24 protein-coding genes are annotated in these 20,881 nt (G+C 60.1%); 12 read left to right on the top strand and 12 right to left on the bottom strand.

Annotated elements, in window-relative coordinates; all coding sequences use genetic code 11:
* The first annotated feature begins 75 nt into the window (after positions 1-75).
* From ACR0CG_RS04210 to ACR0CG_RS04195, 4 genes are all read left to right on the top strand, one after another.
* Positions 76-1,287, top strand: a complete 1,212-nt coding sequence (locus ACR0CG_RS04210) for an NAD(P)/FAD-dependent oxidoreductase (RefSeq protein ID WP_170824946.1) — start codon at positions 76-78, stop codon at positions 1,285-1,287.
* The gene (gene rsmD / locus ACR0CG_RS04205; RefSeq protein WP_480522969.1) at positions 1,284-1,844 is read left to right on the top strand and encodes a 16S rRNA (guanine(966)-N(2))-methyltransferase RsmD; all 561 of its coding nucleotides are present in this window, start codon (positions 1,284-1,286) and stop codon (positions 1,842-1,844) included. The genes ACR0CG_RS04210 and rsmD overlap by 4 nt, the downstream gene beginning before the upstream one ends.
* Positions 1,845-1,920: 76 nt before the next feature.
* Positions 1,921-2,556 (top strand): HAD family hydrolase, encoded by a 636-nt coding sequence (locus ACR0CG_RS04200; RefSeq protein ID WP_480522968.1) that lies wholly within the window; start codon positions 1,921-1,923, stop codon positions 2,554-2,556.
* 24 nt (positions 2,557-2,580) lie between these two features.
* Positions 2,581-2,760 (top strand): hypothetical protein, encoded by a 180-nt coding sequence (locus ACR0CG_RS04195; protein ID WP_170613006.1) that lies wholly within the window; start codon positions 2,581-2,583, stop codon positions 2,758-2,760.
* On the opposite strand, the gene map is transcribed toward ACR0CG_RS04195, so the two are convergent.
* A complete protein-coding gene (gene map, locus ACR0CG_RS04190) occupies positions 2,748-3,560 on the bottom strand; it encodes a type I methionyl aminopeptidase (RefSeq protein WP_170613008.1) in 813 nt (270 codons plus the stop codon). The genes ACR0CG_RS04195 and map overlap by 13 nt on opposite strands.
* A 177-nt stretch (positions 3,561-3,737) precedes the next feature.
* Between map and ACR0CG_RS04185 the strand changes: the two genes are divergently transcribed.
* The gene (locus tag ACR0CG_RS04185) at positions 3,738-5,414 is read left to right on the top strand and encodes a tetratricopeptide repeat-containing sulfotransferase family protein (RefSeq protein ID WP_480522967.1); all 1,677 of its coding nucleotides are present in this window, start codon (positions 3,738-3,740) and stop codon (positions 5,412-5,414) included.
* Between the two features lie 123 nt (positions 5,415-5,537).
* Here ACR0CG_RS04185 and sfsA read toward each other — a convergent pair whose 3' ends face one another.
* Positions 5,538-6,239: a DNA/RNA nuclease SfsA gene (gene sfsA, locus ACR0CG_RS04180; RefSeq protein ID WP_480522966.1), complete on the bottom strand. Its 702-nt coding sequence runs from the start codon at positions 6,237-6,239 to the stop codon at positions 5,538-5,540.
* A 49-nt stretch (positions 6,240-6,288) separates the two neighbouring features.
* Here sfsA and ACR0CG_RS04175 point away from each other — a divergent pair, with 49 nt between their 5' ends.
* The 4 genes from ACR0CG_RS04175 to ACR0CG_RS04160 are packed head-to-tail and all read left to right on the top strand — an operon-like array spanning position 6,289 to position 9,204.
* Positions 6,289-7,011: a competence/damage-inducible protein A gene (locus ACR0CG_RS04175; protein WP_480522965.1), complete on the top strand. Its 723-nt coding sequence runs from the start codon at positions 6,289-6,291 to the stop codon at positions 7,009-7,011.
* A complete protein-coding gene (locus tag ACR0CG_RS04170) occupies positions 7,008-7,718 on the top strand; it encodes a GNAT family N-acetyltransferase (protein ID WP_480522964.1) in 711 nt (236 codons plus the stop codon). The genes ACR0CG_RS04175 and ACR0CG_RS04170 overlap by 4 nt, the downstream gene beginning before the upstream one ends.
* A gap of 14 nt (positions 7,719-7,732) precedes the next feature.
* On the top strand, positions 7,733-8,305 hold the full coding sequence (locus ACR0CG_RS04165) for a peroxidase-related enzyme (RefSeq protein WP_480522963.1): 573 nt from the start codon (positions 7,733-7,735) through the stop codon (positions 8,303-8,305).
* Positions 8,302-9,204, top strand: a complete 903-nt coding sequence (locus ACR0CG_RS04160; protein ID WP_480522962.1) for an OmpA family protein — start codon at positions 8,302-8,304, stop codon at positions 9,202-9,204. The genes ACR0CG_RS04165 and ACR0CG_RS04160 overlap by 4 nt, the downstream gene beginning before the upstream one ends.
* A gap of 83 nt (positions 9,205-9,287) precedes the next feature.
* Here ACR0CG_RS04160 and ACR0CG_RS04155 read toward each other — a convergent pair whose 3' ends face one another.
* A complete protein-coding gene (locus ACR0CG_RS04155; RefSeq protein ID WP_170679902.1) occupies positions 9,288-10,193 on the bottom strand; it encodes a LysR family transcriptional regulator in 906 nt (301 codons plus the stop codon).
* A 229-nt stretch (positions 10,194-10,422) separates the two neighbouring features.
* Between ACR0CG_RS04155 and ACR0CG_RS04150 the strand changes: the two genes are divergently transcribed.
* Entirely contained in the window at positions 10,423-10,863 is a 441-nt protein-coding gene (locus tag ACR0CG_RS04150; protein ID WP_480522961.1) for a DUF4399 domain-containing protein, read from the top strand.
* Positions 10,864-10,955: 92 nt separating this feature from the next.
* On the opposite strand, the gene ACR0CG_RS04145 is transcribed toward ACR0CG_RS04150, so the two are convergent.
* Together ACR0CG_RS04145 and ACR0CG_RS04140 are read right to left on the bottom strand one after the other, a co-directional pair.
* The gene (locus ACR0CG_RS04145) at positions 10,956-11,582 is read right to left on the bottom strand and encodes a dioxygenase family protein (protein ID WP_480522960.1); all 627 of its coding nucleotides are present in this window, start codon (positions 11,580-11,582) and stop codon (positions 10,956-10,958) included.
* 122 nt (positions 11,583-11,704) lie between these two features.
* Positions 11,705-13,732, bottom strand: a complete 2,028-nt coding sequence (locus tag ACR0CG_RS04140; protein ID WP_480522959.1) for a 2,4-dienoyl-CoA reductase FMN-binding domain-containing protein — start codon at positions 13,730-13,732, stop codon at positions 11,705-11,707.
* A 138-nt stretch (positions 13,733-13,870) separates the two neighbouring features.
* Here ACR0CG_RS04140 and ACR0CG_RS04135 point away from each other — a divergent pair, with 138 nt between their 5' ends.
* Positions 13,871-14,356: an RNA pyrophosphohydrolase gene (locus ACR0CG_RS04135; protein ID WP_480522958.1), complete on the top strand. Its 486-nt coding sequence runs from the start codon at positions 13,871-13,873 to the stop codon at positions 14,354-14,356.
* Positions 14,357-14,405: 49 nt separating this feature from the next.
* On the opposite strand, the gene ACR0CG_RS04130 is transcribed toward ACR0CG_RS04135, so the two are convergent.
* From ACR0CG_RS04130 to ACR0CG_RS04105, 6 genes are all read right to left on the bottom strand, one after another.
* Positions 14,406-15,179, bottom strand: coding sequence for an extensin-like domain-containing protein (locus tag ACR0CG_RS04130; RefSeq protein WP_480522957.1), 774 nt, complete (start codon positions 15,177-15,179; stop codon positions 14,406-14,408).
* Positions 15,180-15,305: 126 nt separating this feature from the next.
* The gene (locus tag ACR0CG_RS04125) at positions 15,306-15,521 is read right to left on the bottom strand and encodes a hypothetical protein (protein WP_480522956.1); all 216 of its coding nucleotides are present in this window, start codon (positions 15,519-15,521) and stop codon (positions 15,306-15,308) included.
* Positions 15,522-15,528: 7 nt separating this feature from the next.
* Entirely contained in the window at positions 15,529-16,518 is a 990-nt protein-coding gene (locus ACR0CG_RS04120) for an adenosine kinase (RefSeq protein WP_170679888.1), read from the bottom strand.
* Positions 16,515-17,159, bottom strand: a complete 645-nt coding sequence (nth, locus tag ACR0CG_RS04115; protein ID WP_480522955.1) for an endonuclease III — start codon at positions 17,157-17,159, stop codon at positions 16,515-16,517. The genes ACR0CG_RS04120 and nth overlap by 4 nt, the downstream gene beginning before the upstream one ends.
* 101 nt (positions 17,160-17,260) lie before the next feature.
* Positions 17,261-17,899 (bottom strand): cysteine hydrolase family protein, encoded by a 639-nt coding sequence (locus ACR0CG_RS04110; protein WP_480522954.1) that lies wholly within the window; start codon positions 17,897-17,899, stop codon positions 17,261-17,263.
* A gap of 1 nt (position 17,900) precedes the next feature.
* Positions 17,901-18,350: a MarR family winged helix-turn-helix transcriptional regulator gene (locus tag ACR0CG_RS04105; RefSeq protein ID WP_480522953.1), complete on the bottom strand. Its 450-nt coding sequence runs from the start codon at positions 18,348-18,350 to the stop codon at positions 17,901-17,903.
* Between the two features lie 120 nt (positions 18,351-18,470).
* On the opposite strand from ACR0CG_RS04105, the gene ACR0CG_RS04100 reads away from it, so the two are divergent.
* Positions 18,471-19,313 (top strand): methylated-DNA--[protein]-cysteine S-methyltransferase, encoded by an 843-nt coding sequence (locus tag ACR0CG_RS04100; RefSeq protein ID WP_480522952.1) that lies wholly within the window; start codon positions 18,471-18,473, stop codon positions 19,311-19,313.
* Between the two features lie 54 nt (positions 19,314-19,367).
* Here ACR0CG_RS04100 and ACR0CG_RS04095 read toward each other — a convergent pair whose 3' ends face one another.
* Complete coding sequence (locus tag ACR0CG_RS04095) at positions 19,368-20,807, bottom strand: aldehyde dehydrogenase family protein (protein ID WP_480522951.1); 1,440 nt, start codon at positions 20,805-20,807, stop codon at positions 19,368-19,370.
* Between the last annotated feature and the right edge of the window lie 74 nt (positions 20,808-20,881).

Genomic DNA, 20,881 nt, shown 5'->3' with positions numbered 1-20,881 from the left:
TGCAGAGTCGGTCCCTGCCGCAATATAGGTGAGCGGATCAAGTTAACCACGGGAATTCGACAGGGTGGGAGGAACATGAGCCATATTGTCGTGATTGGTGCCGGTCAGGCCGGATCTTCGCTTGTTGCCAGACTGCGCAAGGACGGGTTTGAGGGGGACATTACCCTGATCGGGGCCGAGCCGCATCTGCCCTACCAGCGCCCGCCATTGTCCAAAGCCTACCTGTTGGGTGAGATGGAGCTGGAACGCCTGTTCCTGCGACCCGAAAGCTTCTATGCCGAGAACAATATCACCCTGCGTCTTGGCCAGCGTGTCACCGCCATCGACCCAAAGGCAAAAACCGTGACCCTGGGCGATGAGGTCATTCCTTACGACGAGCTGGCACTGACCACCGGATCGGACCCGCGCCGCCTGCCCGCATCCATAGGCGGGGATCTGGACGGCGTGCACGTGGTGCGTGATCTGGCCCATATCGACGAGATGGAGCCCCGTGTGACAGACGGCGCACGCGCGTTGATCGTGGGCGGCGGTTACATTGGCCTCGAGGCTGCGGCGGTCTGCGCCAAGCGCGGGGTCAAGGTGACGCTGGTCGAGATGGCCGACCGCATCCTGCAACGGGTCGCTGCCCGCGAGACCAGCGACTATTTCCGCGCCCTGCACAGTGAATATGGCGCCGACATCCGCGAAGGCGTCGGGCTGGACCGTCTGGTTGGCGACAACGGCAAGGTCACCGGCGCGGTACTGACCGACGGTACCGAGCTTGCGGTTGATTTCGTGGTGGTCGGCGTTGGTATCGCCCCCTCGACCCAACTGGCTGAAATGGCAGGCCTGGAACTGGACAACGGCATAAAAACCGACGCCCATGGCCGCACCTCGGACCCGTCGATCTGGGCGGCGGGCGACTGCGCGTCCTTCCCGCACAAGGGCGACCGAATCCGCCTGGAAAGCGTACCCAACGCCATCGATCAGGCCGAGATCGTGGCCCAGAACATGCTGGGGGCTGCAAAGGACTATGTTGCAACGCCGTGGTTCTGGTCAGACCAGTACGATGTGAAACTGCAAATCGCGGGGCTGAACACCGGTTATGACCGCGTTGTGACCCGCAAGGGCGAGGGTCAGACCGTTTCGTTCTGGTATTACAGCGGGGATCGGCTGATTGCTGTTGATGCGATGAACGACCCGCGCGCCTACATGGTCGGCAAGCGCCTGATCGAAATGGGCAAGACGGCGGATCCGGCGACTGTGGCCGACCCCGACGCGGACTTGAAACCGCTGCTCAAGGCGTGAGGATCATCGCCGGAGACTTCCGGGGCCGCGCGCTGGCCCCGGTCGGCAAGGGGGACGCAGGCGCGCATTTGCGCCCCACCACGGACCGGGTCCGCGAAAGCCTGTTCAACGTTCTGGCCCACAAGATCGATTTTGACGGTCTGCGGGTGCTGGACCTGTTCGCGGGCACAGGCGCATTGGGGCTCGAGGCGCTGTCACGCGGTGCATCTCATGTGACCTTTGTCGATGACGGGCGCGTGGCGCAGGGGCTGATCCGACGTAATATCGACCTGACCCGCAGTGTCGACCGCACCAACCTGATCCGCCGCGATGCGACCCGGTTGGAGGAAAACCCCGGCGCACCCTGTGATCTGATCTTTCTGGATCCGCCCTACGGCAAGGCGCTGGGCCAGAAGGCAATCGCCGCTGCCCTGACCGGCGGCTGGATCAGCGACCACGCGGTTCTGGTCTGGGAAGAAAACTCTGCCATGGTTATACCTGAGGGGTTCAGCCTGCTGGATGCACGGAAATACGGCGACACCCATATCTCATTGATGCAGCGTGGCTTTTCGGATTGAAACGACCTGCGCGGATTACAGGTTTGCAGGCTGGTCGATCCTCGGCTAGCTCAACCGAAAACAGGCGGAGGACCGTATGCACGATCTGGTCATTTTCGATTGCGACGGAGTTCTGGTTGATAGTGAGGTCATCTCGAACCGGGTCTTGATGGAAAATCTGGCGCGATACGGGCTGAGCCTTTCACTGCCGGATTGTATGTCTCTGTTCGTGGGTGGAACCATGGCAGGTGTCCGGGACAAAGCGCAGGCTTTGGGCGCGGACCTGCCCGAGGACTGGACCGATCAGGTTTATGCGGAAACATACGAAAAGCTGCGAGCGGGCGTGCCGTTGGTGGCAGGTGTGCAAAGCCTGCTGACGCTTTTGGATCAGAAGGGCATTCCGTTCTGTGTCGCGTCCAATGGAAGCCCGTACAAGATGCGGATCACATTGGGCCAGAATGGATTGTGGGACCGGTTCAGCGATGTGATGTATTCCGCCCATGTGCTGGGAACCGGCAAACCCGAGCCGGATATGTTTCTGGCCGCCGCAGAACGTTTCGGTTCGATGTCCCCGGTGGTGATCGAAGACAGTGTGAATGGCGTCACTGCCGCCATTCGTGCCGGAATGCGGTGCCTGGGGTTTGCCGCCCATGACGACGGGGCATCCCTGGCGCAACTGGGGGCAGAGGTGTTTCACGACATGGCCGACGCCCCGCGGCTTTTGGGAATTTGAGCCGGGCGTGCTACCATCCCTGATATGGACCGCGCCTTACCGTCTCCGTTCTGGACGATCACATCCGATACCGACACAACGACCGGCCCGCCGCCAAAACCGCGTCGCGCGCCCGTGTTTATCCATGACGCAATCACCCCATGGGGTGACGAGACGATGCTGCTGAAACTGCTGCGCGAGCAGGCTGCCGATCAGGAAGAATAGGTCGGGTGGAACTTTCCGCCCGGCGACAGGGTAAAGATCTCGACCCCGTCCGAGGTCACCCCTACCGAATGCTCGAATTGCGCCGACAGAGACTTGTCGCGGGTCACGGCGGTCCAGTCATCGGCCAGGGTCTTGGTCTCGGGGCGGCCCAGGTTCACCATCGGCTCGATGGTAAAGAACATCCCCTCTTCCAGTTTGGCTCCGGTACCCGGACGACCGTAATGCAGAACGTTCGGCGGCGCATGGAAGACCCGGCCCAGACCGTGGCCGCAGAAATCGCGGACAACACTCATCCGATGGGCCTCGACATAGGTCTGAATGGCATGGCCGATATCGCCGAACGTATTGCCGGGCTTGACCATTTCGATGCCCTTGAACAATGCGTCATGGGTTACCTGGATCAGCCGTTCCGCCTTGCGCGGCAGTTTGCCCGCAACATACATGCGAGACGTGTCGCCGAACCAGCCATCAACAATGACGGTGACGTCGACATTGAGGATATCGCCGTCTTTCAGCTTTTTGTCGCCGGGGATGCCGTGGCAGACCACGTGGTTCACGCTGATGCAGCTTGCGTGCTGATAGCCCTTGTAACCGATAGTGGCCGAAGTCGCGCCCGCATCTTCGACCATCTGCGTGATGAGACCGTCAATCGCGCCCGTCGTCTGGCCCGGAAAAACATGGTCGGCAATGTCGTCGAGAATCCGCGCCGCCAGCGCCCCTGCCGCATGCATCCCGGCAAAGTCACCCTGTTCATAAATGCGGATGCCGTCCTTGGTCAGACGGCCACGATGCTCTTTCATCGACGCTAAGCTCCAAATATGTCGCGCAGCATTCCTTTTACGCTGCTTGTGCAGAAAGTACCAGAGGGTGCAGGGTAGCACCTGCAGTCGGAGGGTTGCCTTATCTCTGGTAGACCCCGCGGGCAGAATGAAATAGCACATGGCAAGCCGCCGGGTTTGTGCAAATGACAGAAAGGCATGGCAATGCAAAAAGCTGATCAGCTGAGGGCCGAAATCGCCAGCATCAGCGATCTGCTCAGGAAAGGCCGGGCCGATCGGGCTTTCAAACGGGCAACCAAGGCCGCCAAGAAATGGCCGAACGTGTCGGCATTGCCAAGACTTGCCGGTCTGTGTGCGATCCAGCAGGGCAAGTTCCCTCTGGCCCAGACTTATTTCGAACGGGCATGGCGGCTGGAACCCGGAAACGCGGATTTGATCCAGAATTACGGCATGAGCCTTGTTCAGGGTGGCGACGCTGGCAAGGCGCTGGCGTTCATTGACAAAATCGGCGCGCGCGCACCCCTGACGCCACCCCAGCAGTTCATTCGCGCGATGGCGTTTCTGCGAGAGCAGAAGGAACAAAAGGCGTTGGAAGCCGTTGATCTGGTGCTGAAGCGCCAGCCCGGCAATCTCGAGGCGCAATGCCTGAAAGCCGATATTCTGGACGAATTGCGCCGCTGGGACGATGCGGTCGGGCTCCTGACGGCGCTTGTCAAACAGCATCCCAAATTTCAGTACGGGCAATTGCGCCTGTCCAAGGCTCTGGCCGGGGTCGGTCGGCTGGACGAAGCCCTGAAACACGCAGGTCTCGCGCTTGCCTTGGCGCCCGGTCATCCGGAAACACTGGAGTTCATTTGCAAGCTGCCGGGCCTGAAGCAGGACGATCTGCCTGCCTTGCGGGCTCAGGTCTCAAAATTCTTCGGCGAGGGGCCGATCGCCAACCGTGAAAGTGCCTCGCTGATTCACTTCGCTGCCGCAAGCCTTGCGCGTCTGGACAAGGACCTGGCGCAGGAGATGCATCATCTGGACGAGGCGCACAAACTGCGGCGCGACGGTTTGGAAAGTCTGGAGGAGAGCCGCGAGAAGGAATGCCGCGACCGTCTTGCTGCGCCTTTGCCGAAGGAATCTTCGGACCCGCGAACCGACATTCCACGCCCGATCTTCGTTGTCGGCCTTGCCAGATCGGGCACAACTCTGGTCGAGCGTATCCTGTCGGCACATTCACAGGTACAGGGGCTGGGAGAGCTTGCCACCGTTCAGTTCTGGGTGATGAAAGAGGAAAGCCTGCATTCACAGGCGCAACCACTGGCGGATTACTATGTCGAGCGCCTGCCCGAGTTGAACCGGGACGCCACAGCCTTTGTGGACAAGATGCCGGGCAACTACGCCTATCTCGGCGCGATTGCACAGGCCTTTCCCAATGCGCTGATCCTGAACGTCCAGCGCGATCCAAGGGACGTCGCCCTGTCGATGTGGCGCGAGAATTTCGGTGCGCAGGGGATGTATTTCACCCATGACTTCAAATGGATGGCGGCCGAGGCCAACCGTTACCGCCGCTACATGCAGCACTGGCACAAGGAACTGCCGGGCCGTATTCACGACATCCGGTACGAGTATCTGGTCAACAATCTGCAGGACGCCGCAGCAGAGCTTGCCCAAGTTTGCGACCTGTCGTTCGAAGAAAGCATGCTGACGCCGCAATCCTCATCGGACGCGGTCAAAACCGCCAGCAGCCTTCAGGTCCGCCGGCCCGTCAGCACGTCGTCGGTCGGTCGTTGGCGCGAGGTGGCGGATCACTTGGCGCCATTTGTGAAGCGACTGGATGCGGAGCTTTGGCCGGATGTGCACGAAGAGGCTCAAGACGCCGTGAAGTAAGAGGCCCAAATTCAAGGAGACCTATGAACTCCACCGTGTCAGGAAACGCAGGTAACCCGTCGGTATCTTTGTGGTGATCCAAATCTGGGTTGAAACGAAACGCCTGCGCCGTGCAAGGCGTCCTTATGTGCGAATGGATGCCAGGTTTACCCAAACACCTTCCGGCGAAATCCGCGTTCCGTAAACCAGCCGCTCGACGCCCTGCGCCTGCGCGGCCTCGAAGGCTGCCGCATAGGCGGGGTCAATATCGTCGGCCAGCGCAAACCGGTCGCAATCGGTGCGCTGCACCAGATAAAGCATAATGGCGCGGTGTCCTTGTGTGGCCATCGCCGCCAGCTCGCCCAGATGTTTGGTGCCGCGCGCGGTTACGCTGTCTGGGAACTCGGCCAGACTGGGCTTGCGGGACAGGGTGACACTTTTGACCTCGACATAGGCGTCCGGCAGGCCAGGCCCGGTCAGAAGGAAATCGATGCGGCTGTTCTGGCCGTATTTCACCTCGGCTCGGATGGTTTCATATGCCGCCAGTTCCCGGATTTCACCGGCGTTCAGTGCTGCGCGCAGGGCTTTATTCGGAACCGATGTATCGACCCCGGTGAAATGTCCGTTTTCGTGATCGACCAGCCGCCAGCCGTATTTCAGCTTTTTCTTCGGATCGTCATTGGGCTCCAGCCAGATTTGCTCACCCGGTTCGGCCAGCCCCATCATCGAGCCTGGGTTGGCGCAATGGGCTGTAACCTCGCGCCCGTCCTCAAGCGTGCAGTCGGCCAAGAAGCGTTTGTATCGGCGGATCAGGCGGGCGGGGACAAGAGGGGTTTCAAATCGCATGTCTCACGGCCTATACCTGCCCAAACGGTCGATCAAGAGGGGAGCGCACATGGCCAATCCAACCGCCGCAATGCTGGTGATCGGGGATGAAATCCTGTCCGGCCGCACCCGCGACGCCAATATGCACTATCTTGCTCAGGAGCTGAACAAGCACGGCATCGACCTGAAAGAGGTCCGCATCGTTTCAGATGAGGCACCGGCCATCGAGGCGGCGGTCAGGGCGCTGTCCGATGCGCACGATCATGTCTTCACCAGCGGTGGTATCGGCCCGACCCATGACGATATCACCGCCGATTGCATCGCCCGCGCGTTTGAAACCCCAATTGATATTCGCGCCGACGCACGTGCCCTGCTCGAGGCGCATTACGACAAGTCGGGGCTGGACCTGAACGCTGCCCGTCTGCGCATGGCGCGCGTTCCGGACGGTGCCGCACTGATCGAAAACCCGGTTTCGACGGCGCCCGGTTTCACCATCGAAAACGTGCATGTGATGGCTGGGGTGCCCTCCGTCTTTCAGGCCATGGTGGCCAGTGTTCTGCCCACGCTGACCGGCGGCAGCCCGTTGCTGTCGCAGACCCTGCGCATCGACCGCGGTGAAGGGGACATCGCGCAAACCTTGGCGTCGCTGGCCGAGGAGTTCTCCGATCTGACCATCGGCTGCTACCCGTTCCAGATCAACGGGGTCTTTGGTGCCAACGTCGTTGTGCGCGGCACCGACGGTGCCCGCATCGACGCCGCAACCACCCGCCTGGCGAAAGAGCTTCAGCTTTGAGCGTCAACTGGGAGGCCGTGGTGGACGGCACATGGCCAGCCGCCGCGTACGAAACAATCGGGCCGTTCCGGCTGCGGCAAGGGCAGGGGGGCGGCTCTCGGGTGTCCGCTGCCAGTGCGACCTCTTCCGCGACCGAAGCCGATATTGATGCGGCCGAGAAAGCCATTCTGGCACTCGGGCAGAAACGCCTCTTCTGTCTGCTTCCGGGGGACGACGCGCTGGATGCCCAGCTTGCCGGACGCGGCTACACGGTGCTTGATCCGGTCAACATCTACGCCTGCCCGGTCGGGCATTTGACGGACGTGCCGGTGCCGCGCGTGACCGTGTTTACCATCTGGAAACCGCTTGCGATCATGTGCGAGATTTGGGCGACGGCCGGTATCGGGCCGCAGCGTCTGGCCGTCATGGATCGGGCGGATGGCCCGAAGACCGGCCTGCTTCTGCGGCGCAAGGACCAACCGGCGGGAGTTGGATTCGTGGCTGTACATGAAGGGGTTGCCATGATGCATGCTTTGGAAATCCTGCCCGCTCATCGCCGACAGGGTCTGGGACAATGGGCCATGCGCGCCGCGGCCTTTTGGGCGCTGGACAACGGCGCCCATACCTTTAGCGTGATCTGCACCAAGGCAAATACCGGCGCCAATCGACTCTATCACTCGCTTGGGATGGAGATCGCCGGAGAGTATCACTACCGCCAGCTGGCCTGAGGAGAAAGACAGCCGTGCCCGATCAAGACATGCCCACAGCGCTGAACCTGCCCATGGTCGACCCGCTGCCGCCCGAGACACAGAAGTATTTCGACATCTGTGTCGAAAAGCTGGGCATGGTGCCAAACGTGCTGAAGGCCAATGCGTTTGATATCGACAAGCTGAACGCGTTCACCGCGATGTACAACGATCTGATGCTGGCAGACAGCGGGCTGACCAAGCTGGAACGCGAAATGATCGCGGTTGTGGTCTCGTCCATCAACAAGTGTTTCTACTGCCTTGTGGCGCATGGCGCAGCCGTCCGGCAATTGTCCGGCAACCCGCAGCTGGGCGAGATGCTGGTGATGAACTACCGCGTGGCGCCGTTGGACGACAAGCAGCGTACGATGCTGGATTTCGCCGCCAGAATGACGACAGCCAGCGCTGAGATCGAGGAAACCGACCGCCAGCGGCTGCGTGACGTTGGTTTCTCGGATCGTGATATCTGGGACATCGCCAACGTGACCGGCTTTTTCAACATGTCGAACCGGGTGGCCAGCGCCACGGGTATGGTCCCGAACGACGATTATCACGCCCAGTTCAGATGATCCGCTGCGTTGCCCTTTGCCTGTTGATGCTGGCCGCTCCGGCAGCGGCGCAGGACCTGACGATGCCAACCGGTGCCCGTCAGATCAGCGACCGTACCAGCCCGCTGGACAGTTACGCGCTGCCGACCGGTCCGTTCGCCGATGGCACAGTCCCGACACGCGAGGTCGAGGGGCGGGTCAAACGCTTTACCTGGAAGCTTCAGGCCGGATCCAGCACGACGTTGCAGATTCTGGCCCCGCTCAGGGATCAGCTTGTCGCGCAGGGCTTTGATATTGGGTTCGAATGTGAGGTCCGCGCCTGTGGCGGTTTCGATTTCCGCTTTGGCATCGAAGTGGTTCCGACACCCGACATGTATGTCGCCATTCAGGATTATCGTTTTCTGTCCGCCTCGCGCGATCAGGAAGTGCTGAGCCTGCTGGTCAGCCGCAATCCGCCCGACGGGTACGTGCAGATGATCCGTGTTACACCCGTGGCGGAAACCTCGCCGCCCCCGGTCGTGGTCGAGGAAACGGTCGAAACCGAAGGTGGCCTGCTGGCGGACTTGCAGCAGAATGGGCATGTCATTCTGGACGATCTGAATTTCAGCACCGGTGAAGTTGATTTGGGTGAGGGTCCGTTTGCCTCGTTGGCGCTGCTGGCGGGGTTTCTGGGCGACAATCCCGACCTGCGCCTGGCGCTTGTGGGCAACACCGATGACACCGGCGACCTGCAAGCCAATATCTCGGTCAGCACAAAACGCGCCCAGTCGGTCCGTACCCGCCTGATCGAGGCACATGGCGTCGCGCCGGACCGGATCGAGGCGGAAGGGGTTGGATATCTGGCACCGATCACCTCGAATGCAACGCCGGAAGGCCGTGATCTCAATCGCCGGGTCGAGGCGGTTTTGCTGATCAATTAGATACCTAAAAGTCCTACCTAGGCTGGGACAAAAAAAGGCCCGCACGAAAGGCGTGCGGCCCGTTCAGTTTCCACGGGGAGAATTTACCAGTCCATCGGACCCTTGTCGCTGAATGAATCAGCCAGAAAATCAATGAATGCTCGTACCTTGGGCTGCGTGAAGCGGCCGGGCGGGTAGACGGCATAGACGCCCTGTACCTCATCCGGCAGGGACGGCATCGCGTCCTGCACCGCTCCGGACTTCATCGCGTCGGCATAAAGATAGCTGGGCAGATAGGCGATACCCAAACCTGAGATGGCAGCGTTCAGCAGGGATTGGCCGTCATTGACGCTCAGCCATCCGGCGGTGCGAACCTGCCGCTTTTCGCCCGAGGGTGCAGTCAGTTTCCAGACATTGCCTGATGACTGGCTGGAATAGTGCAGAAGCTTGTGTTCGTTCAGATCGTCAATCTTCTGCGGGCGTCCGTATTTCTCGATATAGCTGGGGGCCGCAACCATCCGTTTGACGGTTTCGGTCAGTTTGCGCGCGCGCAGGGTACTGTCTTCCAGTTCTCCGATTCGCACGGCGACGTCGAACCCCTCTGAAATCAGTTCGACATACCGGTTGTTCAGCACCATGTTCACGGTGATGTCGGGATAGGCCGACAAAAAGCCGGACAACACAGGCGACAGGTGATTCACACCAAAATCCGTGGCCACGCTGATCCGTAGCAGACCGGACGGGGCGGACTGCATCGATGTCACCAGCGCGTCCGCTTCGCCTGCGTCATTCAGCACGCGGCGGGCACGATCATAATATGCCAGCCCGATCTCGGTGGGCGAAACGCGGCGCGTTGTCCGGTTCAGCAGTCTAGCACCCAATCGTGCCTCAAGGCTCGATACATGCTTGGAGACAGCTGATTTGGAGATGCCCATCTTTTTGGCCGCATCTGTAAAGCCGCCCTGATCCACTACATTGGAAAAGGCTTCCATTTCGGTCAATCGGTCCATTCGCGTACCCCAGGTCTTGGTTCTTTGCCTGACCATGGCCCTGAACTTGGGCGGAAACGGGGCAGACATGGGATAATATCTGGGATTTGATTCGGATCGTTTGCACATGGGAAACGCTGAAACAGTGGTTTCCATGCGCGCTACAGGACGTGCCTTGTCAGCAAATCAGGGGACAACTGCCCAATCGTGCTATGTTGAGAATGGCAAATTTGTGTCCAGGGAGGGAATCATGAAATCATTTTTTGGTGTTGCCGCGCTTTGCCTGTCCGCTTCGCTTGCGCTGGCCCAGGGTGAGACGCCGTCAAACCCCGACGCCCGGGTCTATTTTGTCAATCTCGCGGATGGTGACACCGTCCAGTCGCCGGTCACGGTGGTGTTTGGCCTCAGCGGCATGGGGGTTGCCCCTGCGGGGACGGAAAAGGAAAACACCGGCCATCACCACCTACTGATCGACCGCCCGCCAGTGGGTGAGGGCGAGGACGGAGCGGACGAGCTGTCCTATGGCCTGCCCGCCGACGACAACCACCTGCATTTCGGTGGCGGCCAGACCCAGGTAACGCTGGACCTTGAGCCGGGCGAACACACGCTGCAACTGGTTTTGGGCGATGCGGACCACGTACCGCATGCGACGCCGATTGTGTCCGAGGTGATTACGATTACGGTGGAGTAACCGCCTTACCCCGAACTTTGCGGTGATCTCCGTCGACCACGGCGGGTAAACTCTTGGCGTGCAGAGCCTTTCAATGCTGAGAACAATGCCTGTCAGACAACTATGTTGACTGTCGTTTCTATCCCGCCCGAGACCTCGACATACGTCATCGAAACGTTGCGGGCCTCGGCCGGGGACATACGCCGATAGAGCGAATCCCGCTGATTGCCGGGGTTTCCCGCCTCGTACAACTGCGTGGTCAGTACCTCGCGGTCTCTTTCTAACACCTTGACATGGATATGCGGCGTCCGGCCCGGATAGCTGCCTGGCTTGATTGTCCGGAAACTATAGCGACCCTGCGCGTCCGTGATATCATGTCCAAAGCCCTGAAACCCCCGGTCGTATTGCACATTCCGCCTGTCGCCGGGGTGAATGTACTTTCCATTCACGTCGCATTGCCAAATCTCGATCCGGTATCCTGCCCGGGGACGCCCGGCCTTGTCTGAGATCCGTCCTTTTAGGGTGATCACCTCACCTCCGGCTTCCCGAACCAGACCGACGACTTTGACCAGATCGTTATCCGCATCGGCGACGCGCATCGGTTCCGTAGGGTAGAACGGACCCTCTGCCGCATTCGGCGTCAGTTGCGCGGCAGCGGTGCGCCCTGCAACCCAGATCGCCCCGAAAAAAGTGACCGCGCCGGTGAGAAACCCGCGCCGATTGTCTTCGCCCGTTGCCATGGCCTTCTCCACAGTTGCACCCGGTCAGGTCCGCGCCCCGGCAGACGGGCGCAGAACCTAAGATATAGACCGAAACCTGTGTGCGGCCAATTTCCACAAAGGCCGAACGAAGGGTCGTCTCCTTAGAACGCCGCAGCCAGCCGCGTGCCCTGATTGATTGCCCGTTTGGCGTCCAGTTCGGCGGCCACATCCGCGCCGCCGATGACATGTGGCGTAATCCCGCGTTCGATCAGCGCATCCGCCAGACTACGCTCGGACACCTGACCGGAACACAGAACGATCGTGTCCGCTGCAATCACCGTCGGGTCGGCGCGTTCTTCGCCAAAGCTGACATGCAGGCCCTCATCATCGATGCGCTCATAGTTCACGCCGCCCACGAAATTGACGTCCTTCATTTTCAGTGTCGTTCGATGAATCCAGCCGGTAGTTTTGCCCAAACCTTTGCCATGCGCCTGTTTTTTGCGCTGCAGCAGCGTGACCTGACGTTTTGGCGCTTCGGGTTGCGGCCCTTCCGGCGCAAGGCCCGAGCGGTGCTTGGCCGGGTCAGTAACACCCCATTCCTTCATCCAAGCGGGCAGGTCAGTGGTCGGGCTGTGGCCCTCTTCGACCAGATACTCAGACACGTCGAACCCGATGCCGCCCGCGCCGATCACGGCCACGGACTTCCCGACCTTGGCCTTGTTGCGCAATACGTCGACATAGCTGAGGACATTGACCCGATCCTGCCCCGGAATCTGCGGATCGCGCGGGGTGACGCCGGTGGCAATCACCACTTCGTCATATCCGGTCAGGTCCTCTGCCTCCACCTCGCGGTTCAGTTCCAGCTTCACGCCAAGATCGCTCATCATGGTGCGGTACCAGTCGACGAGGCCCCAGAATTCTTCTTTCCCCGGAACCTGCTTTGCCATGTTCAGCTGGCCGCCGATTTCGGCGGCGCGGTCGAACAGCGTCACGTCGTGACCACGCTGGGCGGCGGTCATCGCGGTGGACAGTCCGGCAGGCCCTGCGCCAACAATGGCAACGGTTTTTGGCGCCTCCGCCTGGGAAATCACCAGCTCAGTTTCATTGCAGGCACGCGGGTTGACTAGGCAGGTGGTCAGCTTGCCGCTGAATGTATGATCCAGACAGGCCTGATTGCAGGCGATACAGGGCGCGATCTTTGCGCCGTCGCCAGCGATGGCCTTGTCCACGAAATCCGCATCCGCCAGCATTGGCCGCGCCAAGGATACCATGTCGGCGCAACCGGTCGACAGAACTTCTTCGGCCACTTCGGGTGTGTTGATCCGGTTCGAGGTGATCACCGGGATCGACACCTTGCCCATCAGCTTTTTGGTCACCCACGCAAAAGCTGCGCGTGGGACGCTGGTGGCAATCGTCGGAATTCGCGCTTCGTGCCAGCCGATTCCGGTATTCAGGATCGTAGCCCCCGCCTTTTCGATCTCCTGCGCCAGTTGTACAACTTCGTCATGGGTCGAGCCGTTGGGGATCAGATCGATCATGGACAGGCGATAGATGATGATGAATTCGGCGCCCACTGCCTCGCGCGTGCGGCGCACAACCTCGATCGGCAGGCGCATCCGGTTTTCGTAGGAACCGCCCCAGCGGTCGGTGCGCTTGTTCGTGTGCGTCACAAGAAACTGGTTGAGGAAATACCCCTCGGACCCCATGATCTCGACCCCGTCATAGCCCGCTTTCTGCGCCAGAACGGCGGCAGTCACGATGTCGCTGATCTGCTTCTCGATACCCTCTTCATCCAGCTCATGCGGGGGAAACGGCGAGATCGGGGATTTGACCGGGCTGGGGGCCACGCATTTGGGGCCATAGGCATAACGGCCCGCATGCAGGATTTGCATGGCGATCTTGCCGCCCGCGTCGCGCACGCGCTGGGTCACGATGGAATGGTTCGCCACTTCTGTCTCGTTGGTCATCATCGCCGCCCCGGGCAGCACCGATCCCTCAAGGTTCGGGCCAATTCCGCCTGTCACCATCAACGCCACGCCGCCCCGCGCCCGGTCGGCATAGAATTCGGCCACCCGGTTCCAGTCGCCGGTTTCCTCAAGCCCCGTGTGCATCGACCCCATTAACACGCGGTTTTTCAGCGTGGTAAAGCCCAGATCCAGCGGGGCCAGCATGTTTGGGTACGCAGTCATGGCGGAACTCTCCCTCGTAAACTCGGCTGATAGATTGACGTTCGCGTCAACATTGTCACGTGAAACCTAACGTCATACTCTTTGCCTTCGCCGTGCCGCTTGTTACAGACGCTACACAGCATTTTCACGAGGCCGCACATGACACCTGAAGAAATCGCCAGACTGCCGTATCGTCCCTGCGTCGGGCTGATGCTGATGAATGGCGAGGGCAGGATATTCGTCGGTCAGCGTAACGACCGCCACGCCGAGGCCTGGCAAATGCCGCAAGGTGGCGTGGACAAGGGCGAAGACCCCCGCGATGCGGCCCTGCGCGAACTGATGGAAGAGACGGGCGTGACCGCGGACCTGGTTCAGATCGTGGCCGAGACCGACGGCTGGCTGCCCTATGATCTGCCGCATGACATCGTTCCGAAAATCTGGAAGGGCCGCTTTCGCGGGCAGGAGCAGAAATGGTTTCTGCTACGCTTTACAGGCCGTGATGATCAGATCGATATCCAGACCGAACACCCGGAATTTACCCGCTGGAAATGGCAGGAACCCGCACACCTGGTCGACGAGATCGTTCCGTTCAAGCGGGACGTGTACCAAAGTGTGTTGGAGGCCTTTGAAGAATACCTGTCCTAAGTCAGGCGTCCGTCAGCCGACTTGACTGCGTGATGACTATGCCTTGCGCCTACCGGCACAACGGCCCACCGCCGCGTCGGGCGGTGTCGAAATGAAAATGGCCTTTGTGAAACCGGTCTGAATCTGGGCCGAGAACTGTTCCGAACAGACCACAGGCACCCTTGTGCAGTTCACGCAAAACGTCGCTGTTGTCCTCATCTGTCCAACCGTCGCCCACCGTGATGATGGTGCCGTCCCAGAGCACAAAGGAAGAAATGTCCACGGCACGGCCCCTGGCGTGTTCCGACAGGCGCGCGCGCGGCCGGTTGTTCTGCGTCCGACAGGCGTAGTGGCCTGCAAGCCGCATTCCTTTCAGGCCGCCGCCCTGATCCGCGAATGCCGGCTTGGCCGTGTTTTCAATCCAGGTCTTCAGCGTGATTGCGGTTTCGCAATCCATCAACGCCAATTGACTGAGCGCAACATCCGAGATCTTTCGGACACGAACCGGGTTCGCGATCCTGCACCCCCTGTATGGCCCCGATATCTGTTTGAGCGTTTCGCCCAGAATGGTCCAGTCTTTGCACACCGCACCCCGATTGCGCATTCGTTCGCGTCCCAGGGCAATGTTGCGGAACTTGCAGGGTCTTAGTTGCGGTCGCCGCGACTCGGTGACTTCGGTCCCGGGTGTTTCGGCAGGCAGGTCCGATGCCTTGTCCGATTCAATCGCGCCGATTTCAAAGGCAACCAGATCGACCGCGTTTCGCACCGGGCTTTCGGCACAGTCCGGTTCGGCCTGCGCTGCGGCGGCCCATAGCACCAGAAGTGCGACCAGACCCCGCCTCAACGCGCTGAATCCATAGAAAGGTTCTTCACATTCAAATTCCGGGACGCCGCTGACTTGTGGGCACATCCGGATCGGGAACGGGTAAAGAATGGTCCCAGAAAGGAATTATCGCATTTACGTGCCAAATTAAGTTTCGCTTTTCAAACAGTGCCAGAACGCCGGGAGCAGCGAAGGGCTTCGGCTGAATGATAAGAAGAAATGCCTTCTGTTGTTAAACAGTTTTTTCCAAGCGATCAGAACACGTCGGCGCAATGTTACGCAGAAATACCCGCGCCCGATCCGCCGATCCTGAAAAAGAAAACCCGCCAGCCGATCCGGCAGGCGGGTCAGGAACGCATCCATGCAGGGGTCAGAGCAATCCTTCTTCCCGCAACAGCGCAACCAGATCCGCCTCGGGCCTGGGTCCGATATGGCTGATGACTTCACGGGCGCAGATATTGCCGATCCGGGCGCATGTCTCATAATCCCGGCCTGTGGCCATACCGAACAGGAACCCGGCAGCGAACTGGTCGCCTGCGCCGGTCGCATCCACCGGTACAACCTTCTGAACGGGAACGTCGATGCGCTGTCCTTCGTGCAGAATCGTCACACCGTCGCCTGAGCGGGTGCATACGACCAGCCGACAAATCTCGGCGGTTTTGGCCAACGCTTCTTCCAGGTCGTCAGTTTCGAACAGCGACTTGATCTCGGCTTCGTTGCCGATTACGAAATCCAGCTCGTTCTCGATCAGCAGAAGGAAGTCCACCCGGTGGCGTTCCACGCAGAAGGGATCTGAAATGGCGATACCCGCCTTGCCGCCGCCTTTGTGGCAATTGCGCGCGGCCTCAAGGAACGCGGCCTTGCCCTTTTCCTTGTCAAACAGATAACCCTCAAGAAACATGATCTGGCTGTTGCCTGCCACGTCGGCCGGAACGTCCTTGGACGACAGTTCCGAGGAAATCCCCAGATAGGTGTTCATCGACCGTTCCCCATCTGGAGAGACAAAGATCATTGAACGCGAGGTCGGCAGTTCACCACCCGGGACCGGGGCGTTCACGAAATCCACACCGTCTTCGTTCATCGCGTTGGCATAGAACCGGCCCAGCGCATCGTCATGCACCCGACCGATGAAGGCAGCGTCCAGCCCAAGCGCTCCGGCCCCGGCGATGGTATTGGCCACCGAGCCACCGGGCGTCTGGACCCGACTGCCCATCGCGGCGTACAGCACCTCGCCGCGCTCGCGTTCGATCAGTTGCATGATGCCTTTCTCGATGCCCATCAGCTCAAGAAAGCTGTCATCGGCTTGGGAAATCACGTCAACGACGGCATTTCCAATGCCGACAAGCTGGTAGGTTTTCATAGGTTCTTGTCCTCAAATTGACAGAGATCGCGGATAATGCAGGTTCCGCACAGAGGTTTGCGCGCTTTGCAATGATAGCGGCCGTGCAGGATCAGCCAGTGATGCGCGTGCAATTGGAAATCGGCCGGAATGTTGTCTTCGATGGCACGCTCGACGGCATCCACGTCCTTGCCGGGGCAGATCCCGGTTCTGTTTCCAACGCGAAAGATATGGGTGTCCACCGCCTGCGCCGGTTGCCGCCACCACATGTTCAGCACCACATTGGCCGTCTTGCGCCCCACCCCCGGCAGCGATTGCAGCGCGGCACGGGAGTTGGGAACTTCGCCGCCATATTCCTCGACCAGAATTCGGCTCAGCTTGATGACGTTCTTGGCTTTCTGTCGAAACAAACCGATGGTCTTGATGTGTTCAATCAGACCCTCTTCGCCCAGTTCCAGCATCTTCTGCGGTGTATCTGCGATCATGAACAGCGCGCGCGTGGCCTTGTTGACACCCGCATCGGTTGCCTGCGCCGAAAGCGCCACCGCCACGACTAGGGTGTAGACATTCACATTTTCCAACTCGCCTTTGGGTTCCGGGTCGGCTTGTTGAAAGCGTGTGAAGATCTCTCGGATCGTGTGGTAGTCGAGTTGTTTAGCCATCCAGAACGGTATGCCCTGCCGGATCGCTGCCCGCAATTAAAAAGGCGGGAAATTGGCAATACGAATGGCCGAGTGTCGGGGCTGCTATCGGAGTTTCACGCCTATAGCCCTCGGAGCTCCGCCCCATTTGACTCCAACCGCTCCTTGACCTTCGCCCAGTTTGCTGGATTAGCAGCCAGAACAGCCGTCGGGTCTATGTGCACCCGATACCCCCGGTTCAGCGCCCCCTGCGCCGTCTTGTTGACGCAATGACAACCATCAAGGCCGGTCAGGATCAGTGTTCCGATCCGATTGTCTTCCAAAAACTGTTCAAACGCATTCGAGGAAAAGGCATCACCTATGGATTTCACAAATTCCGCGTCCGCATCCAGCCCGAGGCGCGGATCGGTCTCGATCCCGGCTGACCCTTCATTGCCACGCCCCTGATTGAACCAGCCGTTCAGAAGGTTCGCCAGCTTTCCCTTGAAAACGTGCCGAATGGCGATCACGGGCATTCCGGTTTCGCGGGCCTGCCTGACGGAGTCTCTGATGTTCGAAATGGCACCATCCAACTCCGCTGCATCCCATCCGGGTATTGAGGTGAAATCAGTCTGCATGTCGATCACCACCAGCGCCGTTTCAGGACGAGCGGCCAGATCAATTGCCGGTCCGGTTGTTGGCGTGCCGATCCTGCGAATTTCATTGAGAACATAGAGAACCGCGATCACACTTCCAGTGACGATAATCCAAAGAACCGACATCTCATACCTCCTCAGTCAGATTGGCAAAAAACCGAGTGAGCGCCAGTTGCACCTTGTGGTGAGTCGCAAGCTCTTCGGGAGAGAAGTCTGTGGAAAAACTGGCCAGTTTTGACATTTCATCTGTTCTGATCGCAGTGATGATGTCTTGGCCCGCAGGTGTCAGCCGATAGCAGTAAGAACGCGCGCGCTTGGGGTTGGCGCGACTGTCGACCAGACCGGCCTTCATCACTTCCTGCAGGATGCGCGCGACGTATTGCCGTTTTAGCTGCAACTCGATGCACAACTGTGGGGCTGTCGCTCCGGGGAAAAGGGATAACCCCTCAAGGATCGCACGTTGTCCAACAGTTACGCCTTCGCGATTGCTGCCGCGTTCAACCGCGGCTGTAATGTTGCGCAGCAGGGGCCGCGTGGCCTGAACTGCCTGATAGAGCTGATCCAACGAATGTTCCATGCCCTCAATCTTGATGGGTGCAAAACGATTCGTCAACTCAGTTGACAAAAATATGCGCAGGTTCCGGGTCGCGGCATTGGTCTGAGCGCGGTAATGTTAATGCAAGCGAAGAGGTGCAACATGAACGTCCAGAATCCAGAAACCGGCTATCACTACAACGTCATGCGCCGGGCCATCGATCTGATCGACCAGGGCGGCGAGGCGCTCAGCCTCGAAGAGCTTGCTCGCCAGATGGACATGAGCCCCGCGCATTTTCAGCGGTTGTTTTCGCGCTGGACCGGGGTGTCTCCGAAACGTTACCAGCAATATCTGACGCTGGGCCATGCAAAGGCACTGCTGAGGGAACGGTTCACCACATTGGAAACCGCGCACAATGTCGGCCTGTCCGGCAGTGGCCGCCTGCACGATCTGTTCCTCAAATGGGAATCCATGAGCCCCGGCGAATATGCCCGCAAAGGCGAAGGACTGGCGATCTTCTGGGGCTGGTTCGAAAGCCCTTTTGGCCCGGCTTTGGTCATGGGAACGGAAAAGGGCATCTGCGGTATCGCGTTTGCGTCCGAGACGGGCGGGGAAGCAGCGATGGAGGACATGGTCGCGCGCTGGCCGAATGCGGAGTTTGTGGAAAACTCCGAACGCCTGAACCCTTGGGTGCAAGGTGCCTTCGGGCCCAGCCGCGCCGAGACGCCGCTGCACCTGCTTGGCTCACCTCTGCAGATCAAGGTGTGGGAAGCACTGATGCACATCCCGTCAGGTCAGGTCACGACCTATTCCGAAATTGCGCAGCGGGTCGGTTCGCCACAAGCCGTGCGCGCCGTGGGAACAGCCGTGGGCCGCAACCCGGTAAGCTGGCTGATCCCCTGCCACCGCGCCCTGCGCAAATCCGGCGGGTTGGGCGGCTATCACTGGGGGTTGCCGGTGAAACGCGCGATGCTGGCATACGAAGCCGCGCAGGCGGATGCCTGACGCCCAGTAAGCGAGGCACCCTCGGGTGCCGCGCATCTGACTTGTTGTGGCGCGTTACTCTGCCGCCCAGCCGCCGACGGCTTTGACTTCCAGAAAATCCTCAAGCCCCCAGACGCCGCCTTCGCGCCCATTGCCGGATTGCTTCATGCCGCCAAAGGGCGAGCCGGCACTGCGGGACTGGCCATTCATCTCAACCATGCCGGACCTCAGGGCGCGGGCCATCCGGTTGGCGCGCGCACCGTCCTGTGTCTGGACATAGTTCGTCAGGCCGTAGGGCGTGTCATTGGCGATCCCGATGGCCTCTTCCTCGGTGTCGAAGGGGATCATGGTCAGGACCGGGCCAAAGATCTCTTCGCGGGCGATGGTCATCTGGTTGTTGGCATCGGCAAACACGGTGGGTCGCACATAGTAACCCTTGTTCAAACCTTCAGGCCGACCGGTGCCGCCCGCGACCAGGCGCGCGCCTTCGTCAATGCCTTTCTGGATCAGGTCCTGAATCTTGGTCCACTGCACCTCATTCACGACCGGGCCAATGTGGCGACCTTCTTCGGCGGCGCTGCCGACAGTGACCTTACCTGCCACTTCGGCCGCCGTTTCGACCGCCTGATCATAAATCGGACGTTGCACCAGCATACGGCTGGGCGCGTTGCAGCTTTGGCCCGTGTTGTTCATCATGTGCAGAACACCGCGCTTGACCGCCTTTTCGTCCGCGTCGGCGAAGACGACATTGGCGCCCTTGCCGCCCAGTTCCAGATGAACTTTCTTCAAGGTATCAGCCGCGCTTTTCGAAATTGCGGTCCCAGCACGGGTCGAGCCGGTGAAGCTGACCATATCCACATTCGGATGCGCAGACAGTTGCGAGCCGACCCCGGCGCCATCACCGTTGACGAGGTTGAACACACCGGGCGGAAAGCCTGCCTCGTCCATCATCTCGGCAAAGATCATCGCGTTCAGCGGGCTTTGTTCCGAGGGTTTCAGCACCATGGTGCAGCCCGCGATCGCCGCCGCACCGACCTTGAGCGTGATCTGGTTCATCGGCCAGTTCCATGGGGTGATCAGGGCCGCCACGCCGACGGCCTCGTAGATGATTCGGTCATTTGGGGCGTGATCGCCCAGCGGACGCTCGAACTCAAAGGTTTTGGCGGCCCGGATGAAGTTCTTCAGGTGCCAGATACCTGCACCTGATTGCTGGGTGCGCGCCATGTCGATCGGCGCACCCATCTCAAGCGACATCGCCTGCGCCAGATCTTCGCTGCGGGTCTGGTAGATATCTGCAAGTTTTTCCACCATTGCGATCCGCTGCGCCACCGGTGTCGCCATCCAACCCGGCAGAGCCGCCTTGGCAGCAGCGACTGCAGCGTCGGTATCCGCCTGCGAGCCCAGTGAAATCACCGCACATGGTTCCTCGGTCGAGGGGTTGATGACGTTGAAATCCTGGGGCGCTGACGGCGCGACCCACTGTCCGTTGATGTAGAAATTGCGTTTCTCGATCATGGCCTGTCCTCCTGACCCTGTTGCTCCGGCTTCGGGCTCGGCGTCACTCTGTCATTGCCGCCAAATACGGGCAA

The sequence above is a fragment of the Ruegeria sp. AB8 genome, assembly GCF_056542605.1.
The sequence above is the reverse complement of the archived record's forward strand: the minus strand, read 5'-3'. Positions and strand labels throughout refer to the sequence as shown.

Excerpts from the sequence above, each read along its gene's own strand:
- nth (WP_480522955.1), bottom strand. The coding sequence starts at position 17,159 with ATGGCTAAACAACTCGACTACCACACGATCCGAGAGATCTTCACACGC.
- ACR0CG_RS04155 (WP_170679902.1), bottom strand. The coding sequence starts at position 10,193 with ATGGACCGATTGACCGAAATGGAAGCCTTTTCCAATGTAGTGGATCAG.
- map (WP_170613008.1), bottom strand. The coding sequence starts at position 3,560 with ATGAAAGAGCATCGTGGCCGTCTGACCAAGGACGGCATCCGCATTTAT.
- ACR0CG_RS04150 (WP_480522961.1), top strand. The coding sequence starts at position 10,423 with ATGAAATCATTTTTTGGTGTTGCCGCGCTTTGCCTGTCCGCTTCGCTT.
- sfsA (WP_480522966.1), bottom strand. The coding sequence starts at position 6,239 with ATGCGATTTGAAACCCCTCTTGTCCCCGCCCGCCTGATCCGCCGATAC.
- ACR0CG_RS04110 (WP_480522954.1), bottom strand. The coding sequence starts at position 17,899 with ATGTCGGTTCTTTGGATTATCGTCACTGGAAGTGTGATCGCGGTTCTC.
- ACR0CG_RS04210 (WP_170824946.1), top strand. The coding sequence starts at position 76 with ATGAGCCATATTGTCGTGATTGGTGCCGGTCAGGCCGGATCTTCGCTT.
- ACR0CG_RS04195 (WP_170613006.1), top strand. The coding sequence starts at position 2,581 with ATGGACCGCGCCTTACCGTCTCCGTTCTGGACGATCACATCCGATACC.
- ACR0CG_RS04135 (WP_480522958.1), top strand. The coding sequence starts at position 13,871 with ATGACACCTGAAGAAATCGCCAGACTGCCGTATCGTCCCTGCGTCGGG.
- ACR0CG_RS04145 (WP_480522960.1), bottom strand. The coding sequence starts at position 11,582 with ATGGCAACGGGCGAAGACAATCGGCGCGGGTTTCTCACCGGCGCGGTC.
- ACR0CG_RS04140 (WP_480522959.1), bottom strand. The coding sequence starts at position 13,732 with ATGACTGCGTACCCAAACATGCTGGCCCCGCTGGATCTGGGCTTTACC.
- ACR0CG_RS04125 (WP_480522956.1), bottom strand. The coding sequence starts at position 15,521 with ATGGATGCGTTCCTGACCCGCCTGCCGGATCGGCTGGCGGGTTTTCTT.
- ACR0CG_RS04100 (WP_480522952.1), top strand. The coding sequence starts at position 18,471 with ATGAACGTCCAGAATCCAGAAACCGGCTATCACTACAACGTCATGCGC.
- ACR0CG_RS04160 (WP_480522962.1), top strand. The coding sequence starts at position 8,302 with ATGATCCGCTGCGTTGCCCTTTGCCTGTTGATGCTGGCCGCTCCGGCA.
- ACR0CG_RS04185 (WP_480522967.1), top strand. The coding sequence starts at position 3,738 with ATGGCAATGCAAAAAGCTGATCAGCTGAGGGCCGAAATCGCCAGCATC.
- ACR0CG_RS04105 (WP_480522953.1), bottom strand. The coding sequence starts at position 18,350 with ATGGAACATTCGTTGGATCAGCTCTATCAGGCAGTTCAGGCCACGCGG.
- ACR0CG_RS04120 (WP_170679888.1), bottom strand. The coding sequence starts at position 16,518 with ATGAAAACCTACCAGCTTGTCGGCATTGGAAATGCCGTCGTTGACGTG.
- ACR0CG_RS04095 (WP_480522951.1), bottom strand. The coding sequence starts at position 20,807 with ATGATCGAGAAACGCAATTTCTACATCAACGGACAGTGGGTCGCGCCG.
- ACR0CG_RS04175 (WP_480522965.1), top strand. The coding sequence starts at position 6,289 with ATGGCCAATCCAACCGCCGCAATGCTGGTGATCGGGGATGAAATCCTG.
- ACR0CG_RS04200 (WP_480522968.1), top strand. The coding sequence starts at position 1,921 with ATGCACGATCTGGTCATTTTCGATTGCGACGGAGTTCTGGTTGATAGT.